The following is a 20,486-nucleotide window of genomic DNA, read 5'->3' as shown; positions in this document are numbered from 1 at the left end:
CTACTTTCTTTGATCGAATTTTTTTCCTATAACACTGGAAGCAAGCATTGTGCGGTGAACCTGTACCGTTCCTCCTGCAATAGACGCAGCCCGGGCGCAGCGATAATACCACTCCAACGGATACTGGGTGGAGAATCCGTAACCGCCATGAAGCTGTATACAGTCATCCGTAATCTTTTTGGCTGCTTCTGCAACGAAAACTTTCGCTACGCTTGCCGCGTTTTTATCCGGTTTGTTATTAGAGGCGGCCATTCCAGCCCGGTACAGTAATGTACGCGCGGCTTCGAGCTGCATATACATATCCGCCACCATCCACTGAACGCCCTGGAATTCGCAGATTTCTTTACCGAATTGTTTGCGTTCCTGAATATATTGAATTGTGCGATCAAATGCCGCCTGCGTGATACCCAGTGTCTGAGCAGCGAAACCAAGACGTACGCCGTTATAAACACCCATCAATGCCTTAAAAGCATCACGTGTGGTTAAGACGTTCTCTTTAGGAACGATGGCATCATCGAAATACAGTGCACACTGAAATTCACCGCTCATGTTTTCTTCCGGAACCCCTACTGTAAAACCAGGGGTGCCCCGTTCTACTAAAATGGCACCGATATCAGACGCTTTCCCGGTGTTGCCAAACCGTGCATAGACGACAAACAGATCCGCCAAATGGGCTTCGCTTACCCATATTTTCGATCCGTTTAATCTGTAATGATCGCCTTCTTCGATAGCTGTGGTTGTAAGGTCTGTTGCCGCGCTTCCTGCATCAGGCTCACTCATCCCAAGCCCTACATATAATTTGCCGGAAGTAATTTGCGGGAGGTATAATTGTTTCTGCTCTTCCGTTCCCAAGTGATTAATGAAGGAAGTCACCCCGATGCTTGTGTGATACACCTGTCTGCCGCTGGTAGGGCACACCCGGCACAATTCTTCAATCATAAGGATGGCATCAAATAGACTGAGATTCATGCCGCCATATTCTTCAGGAAGTGTCAGTCCTAAGAATCCCTGTTCTGCCAGCATCCTGGCATTCTCCCAGAATTCTTCGCCTTCCAGCCAATTAGTTGCCATTTTCAGCTTTCTGGAAGCAAAATCACGAGCCACGTCTCTCCATGATTGGTTGGTTTCTGTCATCAGCATGTTTTACGGTCCTCCTTAGAAGTCTTGGTTTTCACTGTATCGCCGTTTCGGCTTGAATTAATGGCACTGCAGAGTTGGAGACACCCGCGACTCCTGACTTAAATGCTTGCTTTCGGCAACATTTTGTACCAGAGGGTCACGGGTGCTGCGAGATTCGAATTATTTTGAGGAAGAATAAACCACTTTTAAGTCCGTGAAGAAATCTTTAGCTGTTACGCCAATTGAGTAAGCACCGACCGCAGAGCTCTTCAGCCCACCGAAAGGAACATGGGACTCACTGATGGTTCCATTATTTACATGGAGCATACCGGCTTCCACTTCATTTACGAATCGATCGGCATATTCCATGTTATGGGTAAAGCAAGAAGCAGCCAGGCCATACTCTGTATTGTTCGTAATTTCAATAGCTTCATCGAAACTATCAACAGGAATCACCACAAGAACCGGCCCAAAGATCTCTTCCTTAGCGATTTGCATATCAGGTGTAACATCGGTGAAAATCGTAGGTTCATAGAAATAACCGTTCGTCGCACTTTGCACACGTTTTCCGCCACACGTTAAGGTGGCACCTTCCTGGACCCCAATCTTTACGAAACTTTCAATGGTCTCCAAGTGGTCACTGGATACGAGCGGCCCTAAAGTAGTCTCGGCATCCATGCCATCACCGATGATGTAGGATTCACATTTTTCTTTGAGGTAATCAACGACTCTATCCATCACGGATCGCTCTACCACTATGCGGCTGATGGACGTACATCTCTGCCCTGTTGCCGCAAAAGCAGCGGGAACTATTTGATCGACTGCGCCTTTGATATCTTTGCAATCATACACGATGCCAGCGTTTTTACCTCCCATTTCCAGCTGGGTTTCGATCAATCTTTCAGCAGCTACCCGGTATATCGTAGAGCCTACACCTGTAGATCCTGTAAAAGTAACGCCTTTCACTAATGGATGGCCGGTCAGCGGCGTCCCAACTTCTCTTCCCGATCCGATAACAAGATTTAATACACCTTTTGGAAGGCCTGCTTTTTCGAACAGTTCAACAATTTTAGTTGCAGTAGCCGCTGTGATGCTTGCCGGCTTAAAGACGACTGTATTGCCTGCTGCGAGTGCCGGCGCTATTTTTCTCAGTGGCGTAACTATTGGAAAGTTCCATGGAGAAATGGCAGCGATTACACCTTTAGGAACTCTTTTTGTTTTGATTTCGATGCCAGCTCTTTCACTGGGAAGGGTAAGTCCTTCAATTCGGGAAGCTTCCCCAGCCGTGTAGCGGACTTCACTAATGGTCTTGTTAATTTCACCTAAGGATTCTTTAAGCGTTTTCCCTTGCTCTTTCGTAATAATTTCTGCTATCACATCACGTTCAGCGTCCAGCAGCGCGGCAAAACGGAATAACAGATCGCCACGCTGAGTAGCCGGGGTACGGGACCAGGCCGAGAATGCGGCGTTTGCAGCCTCTACTGCACTGTTCGTATCCTGCAAGGTAGAGCTCGGGCCTATGAAGGCAATTTCAGCCGGGTTGGCCGGGTTCTCTCGTTGAAAAGTCTGGTTATTAGATGAAGGAACCCATTTTCCGTCGATATAATTCTGAATGGTAATCGGGAATTTACTGCCAGATGTATGATCTTTAATGCTAATGGAAGATTTACTGCTATCCATAGAAACATTCACTCCTTAATTGTTATTGAGCTTGCACAAGCATATTTTTTAAGTCTTCAACTGTTGTGACTTTCGGGTTCGCAAGGGCAATCCCGCTATCAAAAGCTTCTTGTGCCACAATCTGTGCTTCTTCAGAAGATAATTGAACTTTATTAGCTCCAAGTGTTGGCGGGATGTTCAGATCGGATACCAATTGTTTCACGGCTTCAACGGATCGCAGGGCAGCTTCCCTTGTGCTTAATCCATCAACATTCTCTCCAAGCAGGATGGCTATTTCTTTAAACTTTTCCAGATTGGAACTTACATTAAACTCCATAACGACTGGAAGCAAAATCGAATTGGCTAAGCCATGTGGAATTTTATAGCGGCCACCTAATGGATGGGACAGTGCATGAACGGCTGCCACCCTTCCCCAAATAAAGGCAGCACCAGCAATTGTACTTGCGAGCATCATGTTAGAAGCGGCTTCTATATTCGTCCGATCCGCAACAAAAGGACGAAGGTATTTGCCAATTAATCGAATAGCATGTAACCCTAATGCTTCTGTAATGGGCTGTGCCTGATTAGAAGTATACGATTCAACTGCATGACTTAACGCGTCCATTCCTGTAATCGCCGCCAAGCCTCTTGGCAAGGTTGTGAGTAGTTGAGGATCTAAGATCGCAGCCTTTGGATGCAAGTGTTGACTCAAAATCCCCATTTTGTATTGACGTTTCGTATCTTTCAACACAGTTGCATGTGTCACTTCAGAACCCGTACCCGCTGTCGTCGGGATGGCTATGATATCAGGCCCGCGATTCGGTAATTTGTTTTTTCCTTCATATTGGGCAAGATCACCCGGGTTGGCAACTGCTGCGGATGCTCCCTTTGCTGTATCAATGGAGCTGCCACCGCCAATACCGATAAGCGCGTCGCATTGATTCTCTTCATAGACCGCTTTAACTTTCGCAATCACTTCTAATGTTGGATCAGGCTGTACTTCTTGAAAAACAGTATATTGAATATCACTGTTTGATAAGATTTGTTCGATTCTATCTAATACGCCAGACCCCGCAATGCCAGGGTCCGTACAAATCAGAACGTGCTGATAGTTATTACTTTTTAAAATTTCCGGCAGTTGATTAAGTTTTCCAATTCCATAGTGGATCTGCGTATGTACACCGAATTCAAAAGAATCAAGCAGTAAGTTCATAATAGATTCCTCCGTCTTTTATTTTTTATTGATTATGGATTATCGATAATATACTTAAAACATATCACTTGTTTTTTAATTTGTCAAAATATTTTTATCCTTACTTGCCGAACATATTAGGCAGAAAGGATACAATATCCGGGAATACAATGATCAGGATTAAATCTGCCACCAATATCAAGATAAACGGAACGACAGCTTTGGCTAACGCTTCAACCCGAATGTTGGTAATACCGCTTGCAATATACAGGATGATCCCGATGGGAGGCGTCAATAAGCCAATGGCTGAGTTAATCAGGATTAAAATTCCAAAATGGATCGGGTCAACTCCGATGTTTCCGAGTATCGGCAACAGAATTGGCACAATCAAAAGGATCGTTGAATTCGTTTCCAACACCACATGAACAAGGGCAAGGAAAATGTTTATAATAATCAGGATGATGTATGGGTTATCTGAAAGACTAAACAGGAAATGCGCGATGTTTTGAGAAAGCTGGCTCACAACCAGCAGCCACCCAAGTATAAAGGCACTTGCCACGATTAACATAACCCTGCTGGTAGAATTGATAGCGTCTACAAACGCGTGGTAAAGCGACTTCAAACTTAATTTTCGCTGAAAGACTGAAATGATGATCGTATAAAATACAGCAATAACCCCGGCTTCCGTCGTGGTAAATATTCCGGAAAGAATCCCGCCGAGTATGATTACAGGGGTCCACAAAGGGAAAAATGCACCTTTGAATGCTGACAACACTTCTTTCCCCGTAGGCCTCGGTTCCCTTGGCAAATCGCGCTTCTTAGCTGTAATAAAAATAATAAGCGCAAACGAAAGCATGACGATTAAAGCTGGTAACAGACTTGCCAGAAACATTTTCGTTACAGAAACGTTTGCGGTAATGGCGAAAATAATCATGGTGATACCGGGTGGAATTAAAACGCCAAGTGTACCAGCAGCTGATTGAATGGCCGTTGCAAATGGTTTATCATAGCCTTTTTTAACCATCCCTGGCAGCATAACAGAACCAATTGCAGCTGTGTCAGCGACAGCGGAACCTGAAATGTCCGCAAAAAATGCACTGACGAGAATATCGGCATACCCTAGACCGCCTCTGACCCATCCAACTAGAACACTTGCAAGACGGACAAGCCTCTCAGCTACTCCACCAACTTGCATGATTGCTCCCGTTAACATAAAGAACGGAATTGCCATGAGTGAAAAGTTATCACTAACTAAAAACATGCGTTGAACAATAACCGTCATCGGTATAGATGAAGTAAACAGAAATAAAAACACCGATGTTAAGCCGAGAACAAAAGCAATAGGTAAACCAAGTGAGAACAAGATAACTAAAGAGACGAGGAGAATAAAAGAAAAGTCAAACTGTAAGGGTATCTCAATGGTTGTAGCATATACCGTAACAGCAAAAGCAGCGAGCGCAATTATCCAGCCAAAGAGTGATGTCCCTTTTCGGCTTTCTAGCATGTTGGCTGCGATATGAACCAGTGATATGATTGAAAAAACAGGAAAAATCAAATAAAAATAGGAGATTGGTACTTGTAAAGCAGGTGTCAATGTTGAATAAATAGAAGGAATTAAGCTATCGCTTAGCAATAGCAAAATGACACAAAATGCTGCCACAAGCGCTTGGCCAATGACAATGACATTAGCACGGATACGAACAGGAAGCTTATTTACTACCGCTCCAAAGGATGGGTGCAGGTTCTTCTTAATACCAATTGTACTGCCCAGGAAAACAGTCCATAAAAAAAGATACCGTCCCAGTTCCTCAGACCAAGCCAGTGAGTGATTAAGCAAATAACGAAAGATAACCTGCATAGCGATATCGAGAACCATCGCAACCATCAATCCAATGCTTATAACTGTGGCTGCCCGGTTGATTCCCTGGCTCAACATACTTAATAGATTCACAGATCTCGGTTTTGCTTCAATAAGTGGAACCGAATTGTTCATAGCGTTCCCGTCCTTTACGCTTTAATATCCCATTTCAACATGTCACCAATGTTTTTAAAATGTACAAAACGCAATCTTTCGCACGGCCTTCCCCTATCCGAAGCAACGTTTCTTCTGCTCTTTTCAACGACAACTGCCTGGGAAAGCCGTACGAATTGACCTGTTTCTAATAACGAATTTGCTTACTTTTTAATTTCTTTAAAAAACTCGTCCAGATTTTGTTGCCCGATTTTACTTGCATACGTTTTGTAAATAGGTTGAACTTTATTAACAAAACCCTGGAGAGCATCCGGTGTTAATTTGGTAACTTTCATCCCTTTATCGACTAACGTTTGATAAAACTCCGCATTTTTTTCACGGTTGAGCTTACGCTGCAGGTTAGCTGCTTCAACCCCTGCTTCTTTCACAATCTTCTGTTCCTCCGGAGTCAATGAGTCAAAAAACTTTTTCGACATAACCAGCCCCATTGGGTTGTAAACATGATTTGTTAGCGTTAGATATTTTTGTACTTCATAGAATCTGTCCAGCGCTATGTTGCCAAACGGGTTTTCTTCCCCGTCTACCACATGCTGCTGCATGGAAGTAAATAATTCAGAATAAGCGATTGGAGTAGGATTGGCTCCCATTGCTTTCCAGATGTCCAGCTGCATGGGAGATTGCATCGTACGTATTTTCATGCCTGCAACATCGTCTACAGTCTTGATTTCATGCTTGCTGTTTGTTAAATTTCGAAAGCCATTTTCCATATAAGAGAGGAATACCATTCCCTGGTCTTCTAATGCATTCCCAACTTTCTGTCCATATTGGCCATCCAGCACTTTGTCTGCAGCTTTTTCATCTTTAAATACAAAAGGCAAGTCAAACGCATACATGCCTGGCGAAAAGTTTGCCAATATCGACGTTGAAACACCGAGGGCTTCAAGTGTACCCGTCTGCAATCCCTGGATCATGGTTTGGTCGTTGCCAATCTGCCCGTTTGGATAAATCTCTACTTTAATAGCCCCATGGGTTTTAGCTTCAACAATTTCTTTAAACTTTTCATATCCTTTATACAGAGTATGTTTGTCCGAATTTGCTGATCCAAGCTTAATCACTTTAACGTTTGAATTTGTAGCACTTGCACTCTTGTTCTTCACGATACCGGAACATCCCACTGTTACCATAAGCATCATAGCCAATGCTAACAAAAATGAATACGCTCTCATTTTATTGCGCCCCCTTTTAGAAAAAATAGAATTGCGGATTAACAAAAAAATACTCCCTCCCAACAGTATGAATAATGGATAATCGATAATCTATATTCACATTAACATGAACAATTTTAATTGTCAAAAAATATTTTCGTTCCTTTTTACCAAAAAAGGCCATCTATGTGATATAATTGTTCACAGATTAACGATTATCGATTATAATATCTGGTTAAGGAGGAACTAATGAAACATTCCATTGTCAATAAATCTCTTTCTGCACAGATTTACGAATCATTGCGCGATCAGATCATAAAAGGGGAACTTCAACCTGGTGACAGGATTGTTGAACTTGAAGTGGCGAAGAACTTTGGTGTCAGCCAGGCGCCCGTTCGTGAAGCTTTCCTAAAATTGGCTGATGAAGAATTGGTTGTCAGCCAAAGAAATAAAGGTACAGTTGTTTCAAATATATCCACAGATGAAATGGACGAATTATATGGCTTTCGTTTAATGATGGAGGAGATGGCCATCAAACGAGCGTTTGAAAGAATGACTGAAGAAGACGTTAAAATACTTGAAGATTTTTATCATGAGATGGTTCAAGCCGGAGAAAATAATGATCTAGACTCGCTTCGCATTGCAGATGTTAACTTTCATTCCAAAATTTATGATATGGCCGATCATAAATTTATGCGGAGTGTATGGGACACGTTAGTATCAAAACTGAATAGAATCTGGTATCTTACCAGTCAAATGTATTTTACCCATCTATCCGAAGTAGCGAGCATTCATGAACCTATTGTTAAGTCATTCAGAGCTGATGATTTAAATGGCTGTATAAAAGCATTTGTTAACCACGTTAATTATGAGAAAAAAATGAGCGGGCTGCGTGCGATTAATTAGTGGATCATTAAAGAAAAAAGGTACTTCCGAAGCTGATCGGAGGCACCTTTTTTTGATTGCAGCGGTCATAAAAACAACGGATCAGAAAAACATCGTGGGCCATACCGCTCTCTCCTTTCCCCTCCTAGAAGATTTACGGCCGCTATGTGGAACGACGGACGGACCGGCATTAGGAAAGCTTGGCTAGCGGCAAGCGTAGCGACGGCGATAGCCTTAGCTGCCCTTATACCGTTTAGGTGCAAACATCTGGGTATCGGGGTGATGGGTGTTCCACACGCTCCATTAGAAAACTAGGTTGCGCCAAGCTATAGTGCAGGCAGCAACCTTAGTTGCGTGTTGACACCTGTCGGCTGATGCAGGTCATGCCGCAACAGAAATTTTGTCAACCGATGTCTAGCACGAAGTTGGTCTTCTTTCGCATCTTCACGGGCACGAACCAGATCCCGAAGGGCTTCGTCTTCATCTGTAGGAACATAAACAGAGGTTAGTTCTCCAGCACGGAATAATTGGGCCAAGCGCAGGGAATCACGCCGATCGGTCTTCACCCGATCACCAGGTCTTTTTGGAATTAAAGAAGGGGCAACCACCACACATTCAATCCCCAGGCTTAATAGTAGACGATACAATCCATAACCTGTTGGACCTGCCTCGTAACAAACTTGAAACTGATCGGGTGTTCCCAGTTGAGCCATTAACTTCTTAATCGCTTCCGGACGATTGGGAATCATGCCCCAATAACGAGGGGCCTCGCGGCCCTCATCGGCAATCGCAACAGCAATTTTTTCATTAGACACGTCTAAACCTACATATTTTGTGTTATCCTGCATAGTATCGGCTCCTTCCGTAATGTAGCTAGGCTTTGGTATTGGTAATACACTAAACAGTGTAACCAAAGTAACCTACGAATTTACGAGTAAGGGGCCGTCCGCGTTCATGATAACTTATGCCGAAAGGTAAAATCGAAACACCTTTCGCCTGGGGGAAAGAAAGGTGCGGACATGCGTCTCATGGTGTTTTTCTTTGGTCTTTCGGGACCGGAGGTCCCATTTAAAAAATCGCTCAAGGTACACTTTATCACATTAAAGCAACATATACTTCCTTTACCAAAAATAAAAAACCCGAATAGCGGGCTGAGTCTCCCATGCCCATTATTCGGGTTACGGTCGATTGCAGGCAAATCCCTAAATCGTTAAGAGAGTTCCGAGTATTGTTCCAATTTATCCCGGTTACGCCTGACGCTTAGCATATCCTCTGCCCTTTCGTTTTTTTCTAAAGTCCCTTGTAAGGGCTTTACAAAAAAGGCAACAGCTAAAGCGCCAATAATGGCCAAACCACCCGCAAGCAGAAAAGCGCTTGTGAACTTGCCCGTATACTGGACAATTAATCCTGTCACAGTCGGACCGATGATACCGGATATATTGGCCAACCCATGAACAAATCCGCTTACCCCGCCGACCTTTTCACCGATTACCGTATCCTGAATGATTGCCCAATAAATAGAGGCGGTCATGTATAAAAAACAAATGCCAAGTGCCATTAAGGTCACGATACTGTTGACGGATGAGACAATTCCTGTTAAACCGACACACACGGCCGAACCCAGTAAACAGGTAACTAACACCACTTTCCGCGAAAACATCAGTTTTCCGGTCTTATTGTAAATATAGTCAGTAATAATACCTCCGCCGATTAAACCTAGTGCACCAACACTCCAGGGAATCATGGTAACCACGCTCATTTTCATAATACTTAAATGTTTGGCCATCGTGAGGTAACTTGGGAACCAGGTCAAGAAGAAAAAGATAATGTAGTTGTAGGCGAAAAATGCAATCGCTGTTACCAAAACAGTAGGCTGTTTGATATAGTGTGACAATGGAAGACTGGCTGAAGAAGAAGATGCTGTTGTCTCCTGTTGCCCTTTCCGAATAACTTGCAGTTCCGCTTTCGAGACTTTTGGGTGATCCTGCGGCCGGTCTGTAACTGTCTTAACCCAAATGACAGTCCAAAGCAATCCAATTAGTGTAATGACGACAAAAGACCATTCCCACCCCCAATGCAGAGCAATCAAACCCACGATAGGCCCTGAGATTGCACCGCCTATCGGAAGCCCGGCCTGATTGATACCAACCGCACGCGCCCTTTCTTTGATCGGGAACCAGTTATTGACCGCTTTATTGGCTGTGGACGAAAACGGCCCCTCACCAATTCCAAACATCAGGCGGACAATAAACAGCGATGTAAAACTAAACGTCATAGCTGTCAGTCCACAAAATATGGACCAAACTGTCATCGATACTGCAAAAACTTTTTTTGGTCCGATAACATCGGAGAAATAGCCGCCAATGAAATTAAACAACGCATAGCCAATAAAGAAACTGCTTAGAATCATTCCCATCTCAGCTGGGTCAAGGTGAAACCGTTTGGATATGAAAGGCATTGCTACGGATAAGGCAGTACGGTCGATGTAATTAATGATCGCTGCGAGAAACAGTATAAACACTATATACCATCTATAGTTCCGAAACATTCTTCCACCTCTTTTACATTCTTGAATTGCAAAACAATCGTAATCGGTACTCGTTTTTTAAAAGCGCTTACAAACTTAAACAAAAACTGTTATGTTATGCAATCCTTACCTGGCTTTAAATTTTAACTTCCTCCTAATCCGTAATATTGATTATCGATAATATATTATTTAAAATATCACCAAAAATAATAATTGTCAAATAACTTTAATAGAAATCTACCATTCTCCCTATTTGTGTTACATCGTATGAGACTATAGGTAAAAATGAGCCGCTCTACCCCTTTTTCATTAACGGGTGAGCAAACTCATTACTAGTTTCGGTGACAGCAGAACTCGGACGGCCCACTCTCCCAAAGAGATAAACACCAAAGGCACTTGCAGCGGTCAGGATTAATGAAAAAAGTGTTTCCTTGCCGCCAATTAAAAAGAAGCTTAAAGGGTACACAGAGGCGTCTACCAGGAAAATGGATGTGCTTAGTGAGTATCCGTATCGCAGGTTAATCATTTTACCGAGTAAGGAACCGCCCCCTAAACTGGCGTTCATTTTAGCAAGAATTCCTAAGGAAATGCCCATCCATAGTCCTCCGACAACACTGCCGACCCAAATATTGTGGATTCCAAACGGAATTAAATAATTCTGTAGAATTCCAACTAACACAGAAAGCACCGTCATACTTATGACAGAATTATAAAAAAGAGGCCGGTAGTAGATAAACGCTAAGATGAATAAAGGCAGGTTAAACAAAAAAAGATTTAAACCAATATTGTTATGAAAAAGATAGTAAACCATTAAGCTTAAACCCGTCATTCCGCCGTTCATAATATGATTAGGAACAGCAAAAAGCAGATTTCCCACTGCAAAAGACAAAATGGCGAAAAACAACTTCACATACCGCATTTCATCACCGTCCGAATTTAGAGTAAATTTATTATATTTTGTGGATAGTATATTACTATATAATATCACACTGAATATTATTTATTTCGAATTAAATTCAAAAATAAGCAGGCCGCGAGTATGATGGTTCCTTGGATCCATCATACTCGCGGCTTAGTTTGTCACATTTATTGATCTACCGGCATATATAAGCGAAGAAAACCAGCGCATACTTATATCAAGGGCTACACACTAATAATTACAATGCGTATTGTACTTGGCAAAGGAAGCACCGTGACGAGACCGTCAACACGGGTTGTATTCGTGTAGATAAAAAATCAAAAACTTACAGGTTCTTATCCGATAAAGGAGATAAATAAGATGAAGAAGTGGTTGAAAATCTGGATGCTGCTGGATCGGTTCTATTTTTCTTGTTCTCGGTTACATTATGTGAATCGGGAAAACAAAAACATCTTTCGCGTTAAACTTATTACTTACCGTGGACGAAAAATCTCTCTTGCCAACGGAAATTGGGTCCAGGCCAACGATCTTATGGTAAAAATACATTTGCACAACTGTTTGCTTATGAGTGAAATCGCCCATATAAAAAGCGGAATAAAACGAGCCTTATATATTTATCAACGTGTTGAATCCTCCCTGCCCGGATTGGCGGATTTTATCGCTAAACATCCGAAATCAGACAGCATTAAAGGTATTCTTGGTGTAACCGTATTGTCGCGGGGAGTTGAACATCTCGGATTCGAGGTAAAGGACATCCCCAATTTGTATTATCAAAAAATGAGACAGCTTTATATGAAACCCCTGTTCATCTTAAGCAGTTCAAACCATATGAAAGAAGCTTGGAAAAAGGATAAATTTGTCCCCAAGTTTCTGGTGATGTCAAAGGACCAGATTTTTAGCAGGTATTTACAGGAAGCATAGCTAGCTGATCAAGTTTTTGGACTATACCGGACATTTCTTACGCAATTTAAGACTCTGGGTAAAATATTGGATTGACGAATATAGCACATAAAAATTAAGACCCATCCTTTCTACTATTGTGGTATATAATGTAATAAGTTTATTCTTTAATAATCGCTATATCATTTTAGAGGAGAAAACAATTGGCCCGTAAAGAAGTTCTTACTATTTCAGACCTTTCAAATAAAAAATATGAGTTTATAAACGGTGCCCGGGGAATGCTGCCGATCGCTATGTCTGGCATTCTCGACGCTTTGGTCTTTGGGTTACTGGCCCGCCAAGCGGGACTGAGCGTTACTGAAACTGTTTTATTTTCGATTTTGGTAAATGCCGGATCATCACAGTTTGCAGCGTTGGGTTTGTTTTCCCAGGGGATTTTTGGTGTTCCTGTTTTACTTTCTACTTTTCTTCTCAACGCCCGGCATATACTGTATGGGCTTTCGCTTGGAACTGCTTTTCGAACCATACCTACATGGAAATTAATGAGCGTAGCTTTATTGTTAAACGACGAGACGTATGCTTTAAAATCGAAATATTTAGAGGAAGGCAAAAAAACAAGCCTTACCTATTTTTTCGGAGCAGGCCTGTTAGATAGCGGAATATGGATTGGAAGCACTTTTGTTGGCGCCATTTTCGGCACTTTCATCAGCCATCCTGAAAGATACGGCCTCGACTTCGCTTATACCGCTACATTTCTCGGTTTTCTTGCAGTAAATCTAAAATCATCTTTCTATATTAAGGTTGCTGTTGGCAGTGCTGTGGCTGCATGCCTTGGATACGCGTTAAACGGTCCTTCCCTTTCCGTTATTCTAGGAACTGCTTGTGCAATCGTACTGGGGGTGCTGTTTCATGAACGATAGAATCTTGATCGTTATTATTTTGATGGCTATTATTACATACCTTACTAGGTTTCCCATGCTGCTGATTAGCGCACGTAAAAGCCTGCCCAGCTGGGTTGAACGGGGCCTAAAGATGGTACCTGTGGGGGTATTTACCTCGCTTACCATTCCCCATATTGTATTTCGTACTTTCAATAATTCATGGAATCCGGATTATGCAATCGCCGGCATGTGTTCACTGATTATGGGCTTATGGAAGAAACAAATTTTCCTTGCCTTGCTTACAGGGGTTGGCGTCATCGCGATATGGAGATTTGCCCTGGAATAAGGATTTCTACTAAGAAAAAAACTTATGCTAATGGATAAAGTATCATCCTTCCTTTGCTCTGGCCTTCCTGATATCATCTTCTTGCCTTCTGCCTGCGTAGTACATCATATCCTTTACTCCTTTATCCTCTTTCGCCGTTACCCTTTCCGGTTGAATACAATAAACGCAAACGGGGCTGCCCATGCCTGAACGGTATTTCTCCACATGACCTTGTGCTAAAGCAGAAGAAAAGTAGCCAGGGACATATTTATCCAGCATAGCCTGCAAAGCACCTGTAGCCTCTTGTAGGTCGATCACCTTATGGACCTTACCGAAAACCATCACGCTCATAAACGAAGCGGAACGACATAGGTCCCTTCATCATCCACTAGTCCCAGATAACCGACATGGGACTGATCTAAAAACGCTTCAATCTTGCTTCGATCTGTAACCTCTTTTGTCGCGCGCCGCATACGACGCGGGTCTGGATGTTTCGGTTGTGTAACATGCTCCATTACTTTGCCTCCAAGTCATCGTCAGAGTATTCGCCATTGCAAATCAATGGCTCTCCCTAGTATAACCGCAATTTTACATAAAATCTATGAGCCAATTTTGCCGCACACAATCAAATGTGCTTATCATTCGGCTGTGCTTCACTCTGGAAGCCACCTATGTCGCATTCTATTTGACCTGCTAACGGTAATGTTTATTATAACTATTATCCTAGTTTATTCTTTAAATCATTGAGTAATTTGGTATAATTTTAGAAGAGAAAATTACACATAGATATTACTAGGGGGAAACTATGTTTTGTATTAAATGTGGACATCAACTGGCAACAAACAGCTAGTTCTGTATGCAATGTGGTACCGAAGTGATACATAGCCAGCAAGAACAAATCCAGAACGCTGAACAAAGCGCGCCAAGTGAGATGCGGGCCCCTGCCGTCTCAAAGAAAATTTGGCTCATCCCGGCAGCTTCCGCTGTAATTGTCGCAGCGGGTTTATTAGCGGATTATGGCTATCAAAGCTACATCAATAACCGAGTGTTTAAACTTCGGCAAAATGCTGAAAGCATGGCCCTTGAAGGAAATATTAAGACTGCGAAACAATTAATCAGCCAATCATTAGCTATGAGGCCAACCCTGGCAGTATTAAAACAAGATAAACAACTACTGGACGATGCCTCTGCCATCGAAAGCAAGGTCAATTCGGCTCAGTCCCTTACAGCCAACCATAAGTATCCCGAGGCCATTACCGCTATCGAACAGGCAAAAGATATGCTCCAAACACGTTCTGGCCCTTTATATACGATGCTTTTAAAGAAAACACAAAATCAAGAGGAAGCCGCCACTGTCTCCCAAATTAAAAGCGAAATGGTTAACAAAAACACGATGACTGATTTAGCACCCCTGCTGACAAAGTTAGATGCTTTTAAAGGAATTGAAGCAACAAAAGCCAAAGACTCGATTACACAAAAAATGTCAGACGTTGCTTATTCGACTGCAGCCAAAGCACTGAAAGATAAAGACTTTGATAAAGCAGACAGTACGATTAAAGAAGCGCTCAAATATGACGAGCAAAATAGAAAACTCGTTTCATTTCAACAGACGATATCATCCCAGCGTAAAAACTTTGAGCAGGCTGAACAACGAAGCATGGAACAAGCGGCAGAAGCTGCAACACTTGAAGATATAAAAAACCGAACGCAGGCTGTTCAAGTATCGAAGATAAGTTATGGGGTTAATAATGTCGGCGACTTTGAGATTCGAGGAGATGTTGTAAACAAAGCAACCCGCCCCATCTCATCCATCATCGTCACTTATCAAATACTGGATGATCAAGGCAATACAGTATCACAAAACTCTACTTATGTTTATCCCTATTACCTGAATGTTGGAGAGACAGGAAACTTTGATGCCACAGAATATTTTGATCCCACTATGAAAACAGCTAAAATTTCGCGCGTGGCGTGGAGCCTAAATTAATTAGAAGGAGAAATTTGTTTATGAAGCCAGTTATGCACAAGGTATTGTCTATCGCGTCTTCATTTATCATTTTATCTGCCGGCGGTTTTGCCTTTTATTATACAAATCTACATGTTACTAATCCTGCGGTAGAAGCAAAGTCAACGCTGGGACAGCCGCCCAAGGCAACCTCAAATAAAAACGCTTTAGATCTTAAACAAATCATTAATTTGAATCAAAAAAAGGTTGTTTCTATCCAGGTCGAAATGCCGGATGGAGTCGGCCAGGGTTCAGGATTTATCTATAATAATATTGGAGATGTAATTACCAATGCGCATGTGGTAGCAAATGCTTCTACTATACGTGTGAAAACGTCGGATACGAGCGTATATTCTGGAAAAGTTATTGGAATGAGTACGGATAAGGATGTTGCTCTGATAAGAATCTCCGCCTTAGCCGGAAAAGAGCCAATGATGATATCCAATACGAAAAATACGGAACTTGGGGATCCTGTAATCGCTTTTGGCAGTCCACATGGTTTGGATAATACCGTGACTACCGGTATAATAAGCGGCCTTAACCGGGACTTTACGATCGGTGATACAAAGTATACAAATGTGTACCAAATTTCAGCCCCCATTGCACCTGGAAATAGCGGCGGCCCTTTGGTCTCCCAAAGTACTGGTGAAGTAATCGGAATTAACTCCGCTGGCGGCAATGATGGAAACATCGGGTTTAGTATTCCATTATCTCAAGTCATATCGATGATACAAGGCTGGAGTGACCATCCAGATGACCAGCTATCCGCAAAATCAACCAGCACAAGCGACCAACAGCTATCAGATACATATACGGCGGATTCACTTTCACAGGATGCGACCTACTTAATTCAATATTTCTATGAGAATTTGAATTCCGGAGACTACGTAACGGCCTATTCCTTATTAGGCAGCGATTGGAGGAATAAACAGTCGTATGAGACCTTCCGCCAGGGATACATTGAGACCAAAAACGTCACACTTAACCATGTGTCCGTTTTATCTTCAACTCCATCATCTGCTGAAATTGAGGGTATTATAGAAGCCCAGGAATCAAACGGTACCGATGGTAAATTGAGTTCTTACAAACTTTTGTACACGGTAGCAATGGAAAATGGCAAGTTAAAAATCATTAAAGGTACCGCAACAAAATTGTAAAAATAATCCCCCCCCTTCAGACAAGGGGGGTTGCTGCATTTATGTCATACGAGGAATTCTCCGATCTTCTCCCCCATTTTAATGGTGGATCCTTCCACTAATCCCTGCCGGATTGTTGCTATCGATTCCTCGAACAACAAAATAACGGTAGAGCCAAACTCGAAAAATCCTATTTCCTCACCTTTTTTGTACTCCAAATGCTTATCCAACGAACGAATTAATTCATTTCCACGATGTTGGTGGTGTACGCTATGCTCATACGAAAGTTGAACACTGCCTACAATGAATGCGCCGACCTTTACTAACGCGACCTGTCCGAAGTCCGTCGTTATATAAGAAGTTAGCCGTTCATTCTTTGTAAAAAGCCCCGGTACGTGATGAACGCCTATCTCATTTACCGGATAAAGCCGGCCAGGGATGTAGTGATAAGATGTGATTTTACCCGAAACCGGCATGTGAATGCGGTGGTAATCCCTGGGGCTAAGATAAATCGTGATAAACGTTCCATTTTGGAAGCAATGCGCTTTTTCTTTTCCTAGCAGTTGCTCGACTGTATAATAAACACCTTTCGCTTGGATAATCGAACCGTCTTTAACTTTTCCCAACTGAGAAACCGTCCCATCTACTGGGCTTACAATGCTGTTGGGATCGAGATCAACAGGGCGGGCATCCCTAACAAGCTTCCTTGTGAAGAACTCATTGAGGTTTTTATACAATTCCACCGGTTTTTCGATATCCGATGTGTCTATCCCATATTTCTGTACATAAAGCCTGATAAACCGTTTGCTGAACGGAGATCGGGTTATTCTTCCTGCTAATGCGGATATCTGATTTTGTGGGAGGAGAGAGATAACGGTTTTAGCTAATCTTTTCATATCACTTTACCCTTCCATTGGTTGGCCCATATTGTGTTCGTTACCTAAGATTAGGATGCACTCATATGAATATGCTACCTCTCATAATACCATCAACTAAGCCATTTGTAATAATCTGCCGAAAAAAAGGGAAAGAACCGCAAAAGCGTCCTTTCCCTTTTTTTAAGGCTAATCTATAAAGCCTGGCGCAACAATTCTTCAAAAGTTTTCTGAGTGGGTACGCGCGGATTGTTACGAATCAAGCGCTCAATTGGAAGAGCGTTTTTGGCGATGTCTGGGATATGACGCTCTTGAATGCCTATCTCAGATAATTTCGTTGGGAGCCCGATTTCTTTTAAGAGACGAAGCACAGCCTCAGATGCTGCGTAAGCCAGTTCCTTTTCCGATCGGTGGTCTGGCTTCACACCAAAGGCCTGCGCGATTTTGGCCATCTTGCTCGGCTCCACCGCTGTGTTATAAGCCATCACATATGGCAGCAATAACCCTGTCACTTCACCATGTGGTGATTTAACAAGCCCGCCGATTGGATAAGCAAGCGCATGGGCTGCAGCTGTCCCCGCATTTGAGAATGCCAGACCCGCTAGCAAGCTGGCAAGCAGCATGTTGGAACGTGCTTCAAGATTACTGCCCTGTTGGACAGCCAACGTCAGGTTGTTCGCAATCAATTCGATGGATTGCATGGCCAGCGCATCACTAATTGGAAGAGATCCCTGGAAGAGGATGGGCCCTTCTGCGGGAATAAACTTAGAACCTTTTGCCGTATACGCTTCCACTGCATGGGCTAAAGCATCGATCCCTGTACAAGCCGTTACATAAGGAGGCAGGCCTAATGTTAATTCTGGATCTAGCAGGGCAACAGCAGGGCGCAAATAGTTGTCTGAAACCCCAATTTTAATGTTGTTCTCCACATCTGTTAGCACAGCAACAGATGTGACTTCCGAACCAGTGCCTGCCGTGGTTGGAATAGCGACCAGCGGAGCGATTGGTCCAGGTACTTTATTTTCGCCAAAGTAATCCGATGGGTGTCCACCGTGGGCCATGAGAAGTGCAACTACTTTAGCCAGGTCAATGCTGCTGCCGCCGCCCAGGCCAATAATTGCATCCGTAGCTGCCTTGTTCTTGGCGAATTCAAAACAATCAAGCGCTGTTTGAATTGGCGGCTCAGGGACTGCCTGGTCATACACGACTACCTCGTACCCGCTCTCGCGCAGAAGACCCTGCACCCGGTCAGCAATTCCTGCTCCTTTAATCCCGGGGTCCGTTACTAAGAAAACATTTTTGGCTTTCAAGCGCTGAAGAATGGCATCAAGTTGATTAATCGACCCATTTCCAAAAACAATACGCTCTGTGGAATAAAATTCCCAAGTGTTTCTCATCTCTCTCTTTCCTCTCTCTACAAATTAATCACAATAATGCGTTCGTCTGTCATTTCTTGAATCGCAAAACGAGGGCCTTCTCGTCCAATGCCGCTATCCTTGACGCCGCCGTAAGGCATGACATCCGCGCGCGTTGTGGACACATCATTAATAATAACGCCGCCAAATTCTAATTCTTGTGTGGCGCGCATCGCCAGCTGAAGATTAGAAGTAAAGAAGCCCACCTGTAAGCCAAAGCACGTATCATTGGCCCAGGCAAAAGCCTCTTCAATATCCTGATAAGGAACAACATTGATAACAGGAGCAAAAATTTCCTGGCACATGACCTTCATTTCAGGCTGTACGCTGGAAAGGATAGTTGGCTCAAAGATGGCGCCGTTCCGTTTGCCACCGAATGCAATATTCGCCCCCTGCTGGACGGCTTCTTCAATCCAGCTTTCCACCCGTTTGGCTTCTTTTTCAGAAATCATGGGACCCACATCTGTGGCTGGATCTTCCGGGTCTCCAACTTTTAACGCTTTTGCAACGTTTACTGCCGCTTCAATGAATTTATCGTATATATCCCGATGAACGTAAACGCGCTGTACGGAAATGCATGCTTGCCCGTTATTGCCAACGCCTCTGGTCACACAAAGCTCAGCCGCCTTCTCTACGTCAGGCGCATCAACGTGCACGATGTTTGGCGAATTGTTTCCCAGCTCCAGGGTAACTTTGCGGATACCGGTTACACTTTTAATATGCCGGCCCACTCCGGGGCTTCCGGTAAAGGTATACATCGCAATCCGCTCGTCTTCTAATAAATATTGGCCCGTTTCCTGGCCAAAGCCATTGACCACATTTAAATATCCGGCGGGCAGCCCAGCTTCCAGGAAGATATCTGCAATCTTACAAGCAATAATCGGTGTCATTTCTGCCGGCTTCAACACAACCGTATTTCCTGCTGCGATGGCCGGCCCAACTTTATGAAGCGTCAAATTAAACGGATAGTTGAAAGGCGTGATGGCGCCGATCACGCCAACAGGCACCCGTACGGTAAAGGCCATCTTACCGTCAAAACCAGGCTGGGATAGTGGAACGCCAATGCCAGCAATGCGTTTGGCCTCTTCTGCAGAAGCGATAAGCGTTTGGATCCCGCGGTCAATTTCTCCCCGCGCATCTTTCAGTACCTTCCCAACTTCCTGGACGATAATGAGTGCCAGTTCCTCTTTTCTTGCTTGAAATAATTCCGCGGCGCGCATAAGGATGTCATACCGCTGGATAGGTGTAAGTTTGTTTGTCTTAAATGTTGCTTGGGCGTCGTTAATCGCGTCCTGTACATCCTGTCTGGACGCTTTGCCAATGCGTGCGATTTCTTCACCTGTATGTTTATGGACGACACTGAATGTGTCGTCTGTTTCTCTCCATGCCCCATTAAACAGTAAGCCATATTGATGAAGTGTTTTTTGGGTGGTTGCCATTTGATATCCCTCCGTCTCCTGGTAAAACGCTT

The 20,486-nt window shown here is 43.4% G+C and carries 19 protein-coding genes and 1 pseudogene; 7 read left to right on the top strand and 13 right to left on the bottom strand.

Annotation, left to right across the window (positions count from 1 at the left end; translation table 11 throughout):
* The 5 genes from PP175_RS11115 to PP175_RS11095 form a co-directional block, all read right to left on the bottom strand.
* Positions 1-1,140 carry an acyl-CoA dehydrogenase family protein gene (locus PP175_RS11115; RefSeq protein WP_272442842.1) on the bottom strand — a complete coding sequence of 380 codons (1,140 nt, stop codon included), beginning with the start codon at positions 1,138-1,140 and terminating at the stop codon, positions 1-3.
* 159 nt (positions 1,141-1,299) lie between these two features.
* Complete coding sequence (locus PP175_RS11110; protein ID WP_272442841.1) at positions 1,300-2,799, bottom strand: aldehyde dehydrogenase family protein; 1,500 nt, start codon at positions 2,797-2,799, stop codon at positions 1,300-1,302.
* A 22-nt stretch (positions 2,800-2,821) separates the two neighbouring features.
* Positions 2,822-3,991, bottom strand: coding sequence for an iron-containing alcohol dehydrogenase (locus tag PP175_RS11105; protein WP_272442839.1), 1,170 nt, complete (start codon positions 3,989-3,991; stop codon positions 2,822-2,824).
* Between the two features lie 100 nt (positions 3,992-4,091).
* The gene (locus PP175_RS11100; RefSeq protein WP_272442837.1) at positions 4,092-5,963 is read right to left on the bottom strand and encodes a TRAP transporter large permease; all 1,872 of its coding nucleotides are present in this window, start codon (positions 5,961-5,963) and stop codon (positions 4,092-4,094) included.
* 182 nt (positions 5,964-6,145) lie between these two features.
* Positions 6,146-7,168 (bottom strand): TRAP transporter substrate-binding protein, encoded by a 1,023-nt coding sequence (locus PP175_RS11095; protein ID WP_272442835.1) that lies wholly within the window; start codon positions 7,166-7,168, stop codon positions 6,146-6,148.
* 228 nt (positions 7,169-7,396) lie between these two features.
* Here PP175_RS11095 and PP175_RS11090 point away from each other — a divergent pair, with 228 nt between their 5' ends.
* Together PP175_RS11090 and PP175_RS11085 are read left to right on the top strand one after the other, a co-directional pair.
* The gene (locus PP175_RS11090; protein ID WP_272442834.1) at positions 7,397-8,053 is read left to right on the top strand and encodes a GntR family transcriptional regulator; all 657 of its coding nucleotides are present in this window, start codon (positions 7,397-7,399) and stop codon (positions 8,051-8,053) included.
* A gap of 52 nt (positions 8,054-8,105) precedes the next feature.
* Complete coding sequence (locus tag PP175_RS11085) at positions 8,106-8,240, top strand: hypothetical protein (RefSeq protein WP_272442833.1); 135 nt, start codon at positions 8,106-8,108, stop codon at positions 8,238-8,240.
* A 225-nt stretch (positions 8,241-8,465) separates the two neighbouring features.
* Here PP175_RS11085 and PP175_RS11080 read toward each other — a convergent pair.
* The 3 genes and pseudogenes from PP175_RS11080 to PP175_RS11070 form a co-directional block, all read right to left on the bottom strand.
* Positions 8,466-8,880 (bottom strand): annotated as a pseudogene (locus PP175_RS11080) (IS110 family transposase); the annotation flags it as partial.
* 362 nt (positions 8,881-9,242) lie between these two features.
* Positions 9,243-10,580, bottom strand: coding sequence for an MFS transporter (locus tag PP175_RS11075; RefSeq protein ID WP_272442832.1), 1,338 nt, complete (start codon positions 10,578-10,580; stop codon positions 9,243-9,245).
* A 274-nt stretch (positions 10,581-10,854) separates the two neighbouring features.
* Complete coding sequence (locus PP175_RS11070) at positions 10,855-11,478, bottom strand: YitT family protein (protein ID WP_272442831.1); 624 nt, start codon at positions 11,476-11,478, stop codon at positions 10,855-10,857.
* A gap of 360 nt (positions 11,479-11,838) precedes the next feature.
* Here PP175_RS11070 and PP175_RS11065 point away from each other — a divergent pair, with 360 nt between their 5' ends.
* The 3 genes from PP175_RS11065 (at position 11,839) to PP175_RS11055 (ending at position 13,605) form a co-directional block, all read left to right on the top strand.
* Positions 11,839-12,399 carry a YkoP family protein gene (locus tag PP175_RS11065; protein WP_272442830.1) on the top strand — a complete coding sequence of 187 codons (561 nt, stop codon included), beginning with the start codon at positions 11,839-11,841 and terminating at the stop codon, positions 12,397-12,399.
* 182 nt (positions 12,400-12,581) lie between these two features.
* On the top strand, positions 12,582-13,298 hold the full coding sequence (locus tag PP175_RS11060; RefSeq protein ID WP_272442829.1) for an AzlC family ABC transporter permease: 717 nt from the start codon (positions 12,582-12,584) through the stop codon (positions 13,296-13,298).
* Positions 13,288-13,605: an AzlD domain-containing protein gene (locus PP175_RS11055; RefSeq protein ID WP_272442828.1), complete on the top strand. Its 318-nt coding sequence runs from the start codon at positions 13,288-13,290 to the stop codon at positions 13,603-13,605. Before PP175_RS11060 ends, PP175_RS11055 begins: the two co-directional genes overlap by 11 nt.
* Before the next feature lie 42 nt (positions 13,606-13,647).
* Here the strand turns inward: PP175_RS11055 and PP175_RS29735 are convergent, their stop codons facing one another.
* Together PP175_RS29735 and PP175_RS29730 are read right to left on the bottom strand one after the other, a co-directional pair.
* Positions 13,648-13,902: a hypothetical protein gene (locus PP175_RS29735; protein WP_334314198.1), complete on the bottom strand. Its 255-nt coding sequence runs from the start codon at positions 13,900-13,902 to the stop codon at positions 13,648-13,650.
* A gap of 29 nt (positions 13,903-13,931) precedes the next feature.
* Positions 13,932-14,099 carry a hypothetical protein gene (locus PP175_RS29730; protein ID WP_334314197.1) on the bottom strand — a complete coding sequence of 56 codons (168 nt, stop codon included), beginning with the start codon at positions 14,097-14,099 and terminating at the stop codon, positions 13,932-13,934.
* 359 nt (positions 14,100-14,458) lie between these two features.
* Between PP175_RS29730 and PP175_RS11045 the strand changes: the two genes are divergently transcribed.
* Positions 14,459-15,571 carry an FxLYD domain-containing protein gene (locus PP175_RS11045; protein WP_272442827.1) on the top strand — a complete coding sequence of 371 codons (1,113 nt, stop codon included), beginning with the start codon at positions 14,459-14,461 and terminating at the stop codon, positions 15,569-15,571.
* Positions 15,572-15,591: 20 nt separating this feature from the next.
* On the top strand, positions 15,592-16,746 hold the full coding sequence (locus PP175_RS11040) for a S1C family serine protease (RefSeq protein ID WP_272442825.1): 1,155 nt from the start codon (positions 15,592-15,594) through the stop codon (positions 16,744-16,746).
* Positions 16,747-16,790: 44 nt separating this feature from the next.
* On the opposite strand, the gene asd is transcribed toward PP175_RS11040, so the two are convergent.
* The 3 genes from asd to PP175_RS11025 all read right to left on the bottom strand — a co-directional run bounded on the left by asd (position 16,791) and on the right by PP175_RS11025 (position 20,454).
* The gene (gene asd / locus PP175_RS11035) at positions 16,791-17,621 is read right to left on the bottom strand and encodes an archaetidylserine decarboxylase (protein WP_272442824.1); all 831 of its coding nucleotides are present in this window, start codon (positions 17,619-17,621) and stop codon (positions 16,791-16,793) included.
* Between the two features lie 173 nt (positions 17,622-17,794).
* A complete protein-coding gene (locus tag PP175_RS11030; protein WP_272442823.1) occupies positions 17,795-18,997 on the bottom strand; it encodes a hydroxyacid-oxoacid transhydrogenase in 1,203 nt (400 codons plus the stop codon).
* Between the two features lie 17 nt (positions 18,998-19,014).
* Complete coding sequence (locus PP175_RS11025; RefSeq protein WP_272442822.1) at positions 19,015-20,454, bottom strand: aldehyde dehydrogenase family protein; 1,440 nt, start codon at positions 20,452-20,454, stop codon at positions 19,015-19,017.
* Between the last annotated feature and the right edge of the window lie 32 nt (positions 20,455-20,486).

Source organism: Aneurinibacillus sp. Ricciae_BoGa-3, from assembly GCF_028421645.1.
In the GTDB taxonomy this organism is placed as follows: domain Bacteria; phylum Bacillota; class Bacilli; order Aneurinibacillales; family Aneurinibacillaceae; genus Aneurinibacillus_B.
Note: the sequence above shows the minus strand (reverse complement) of the source record. Positions and strands in the feature narration are given on the sequence as shown.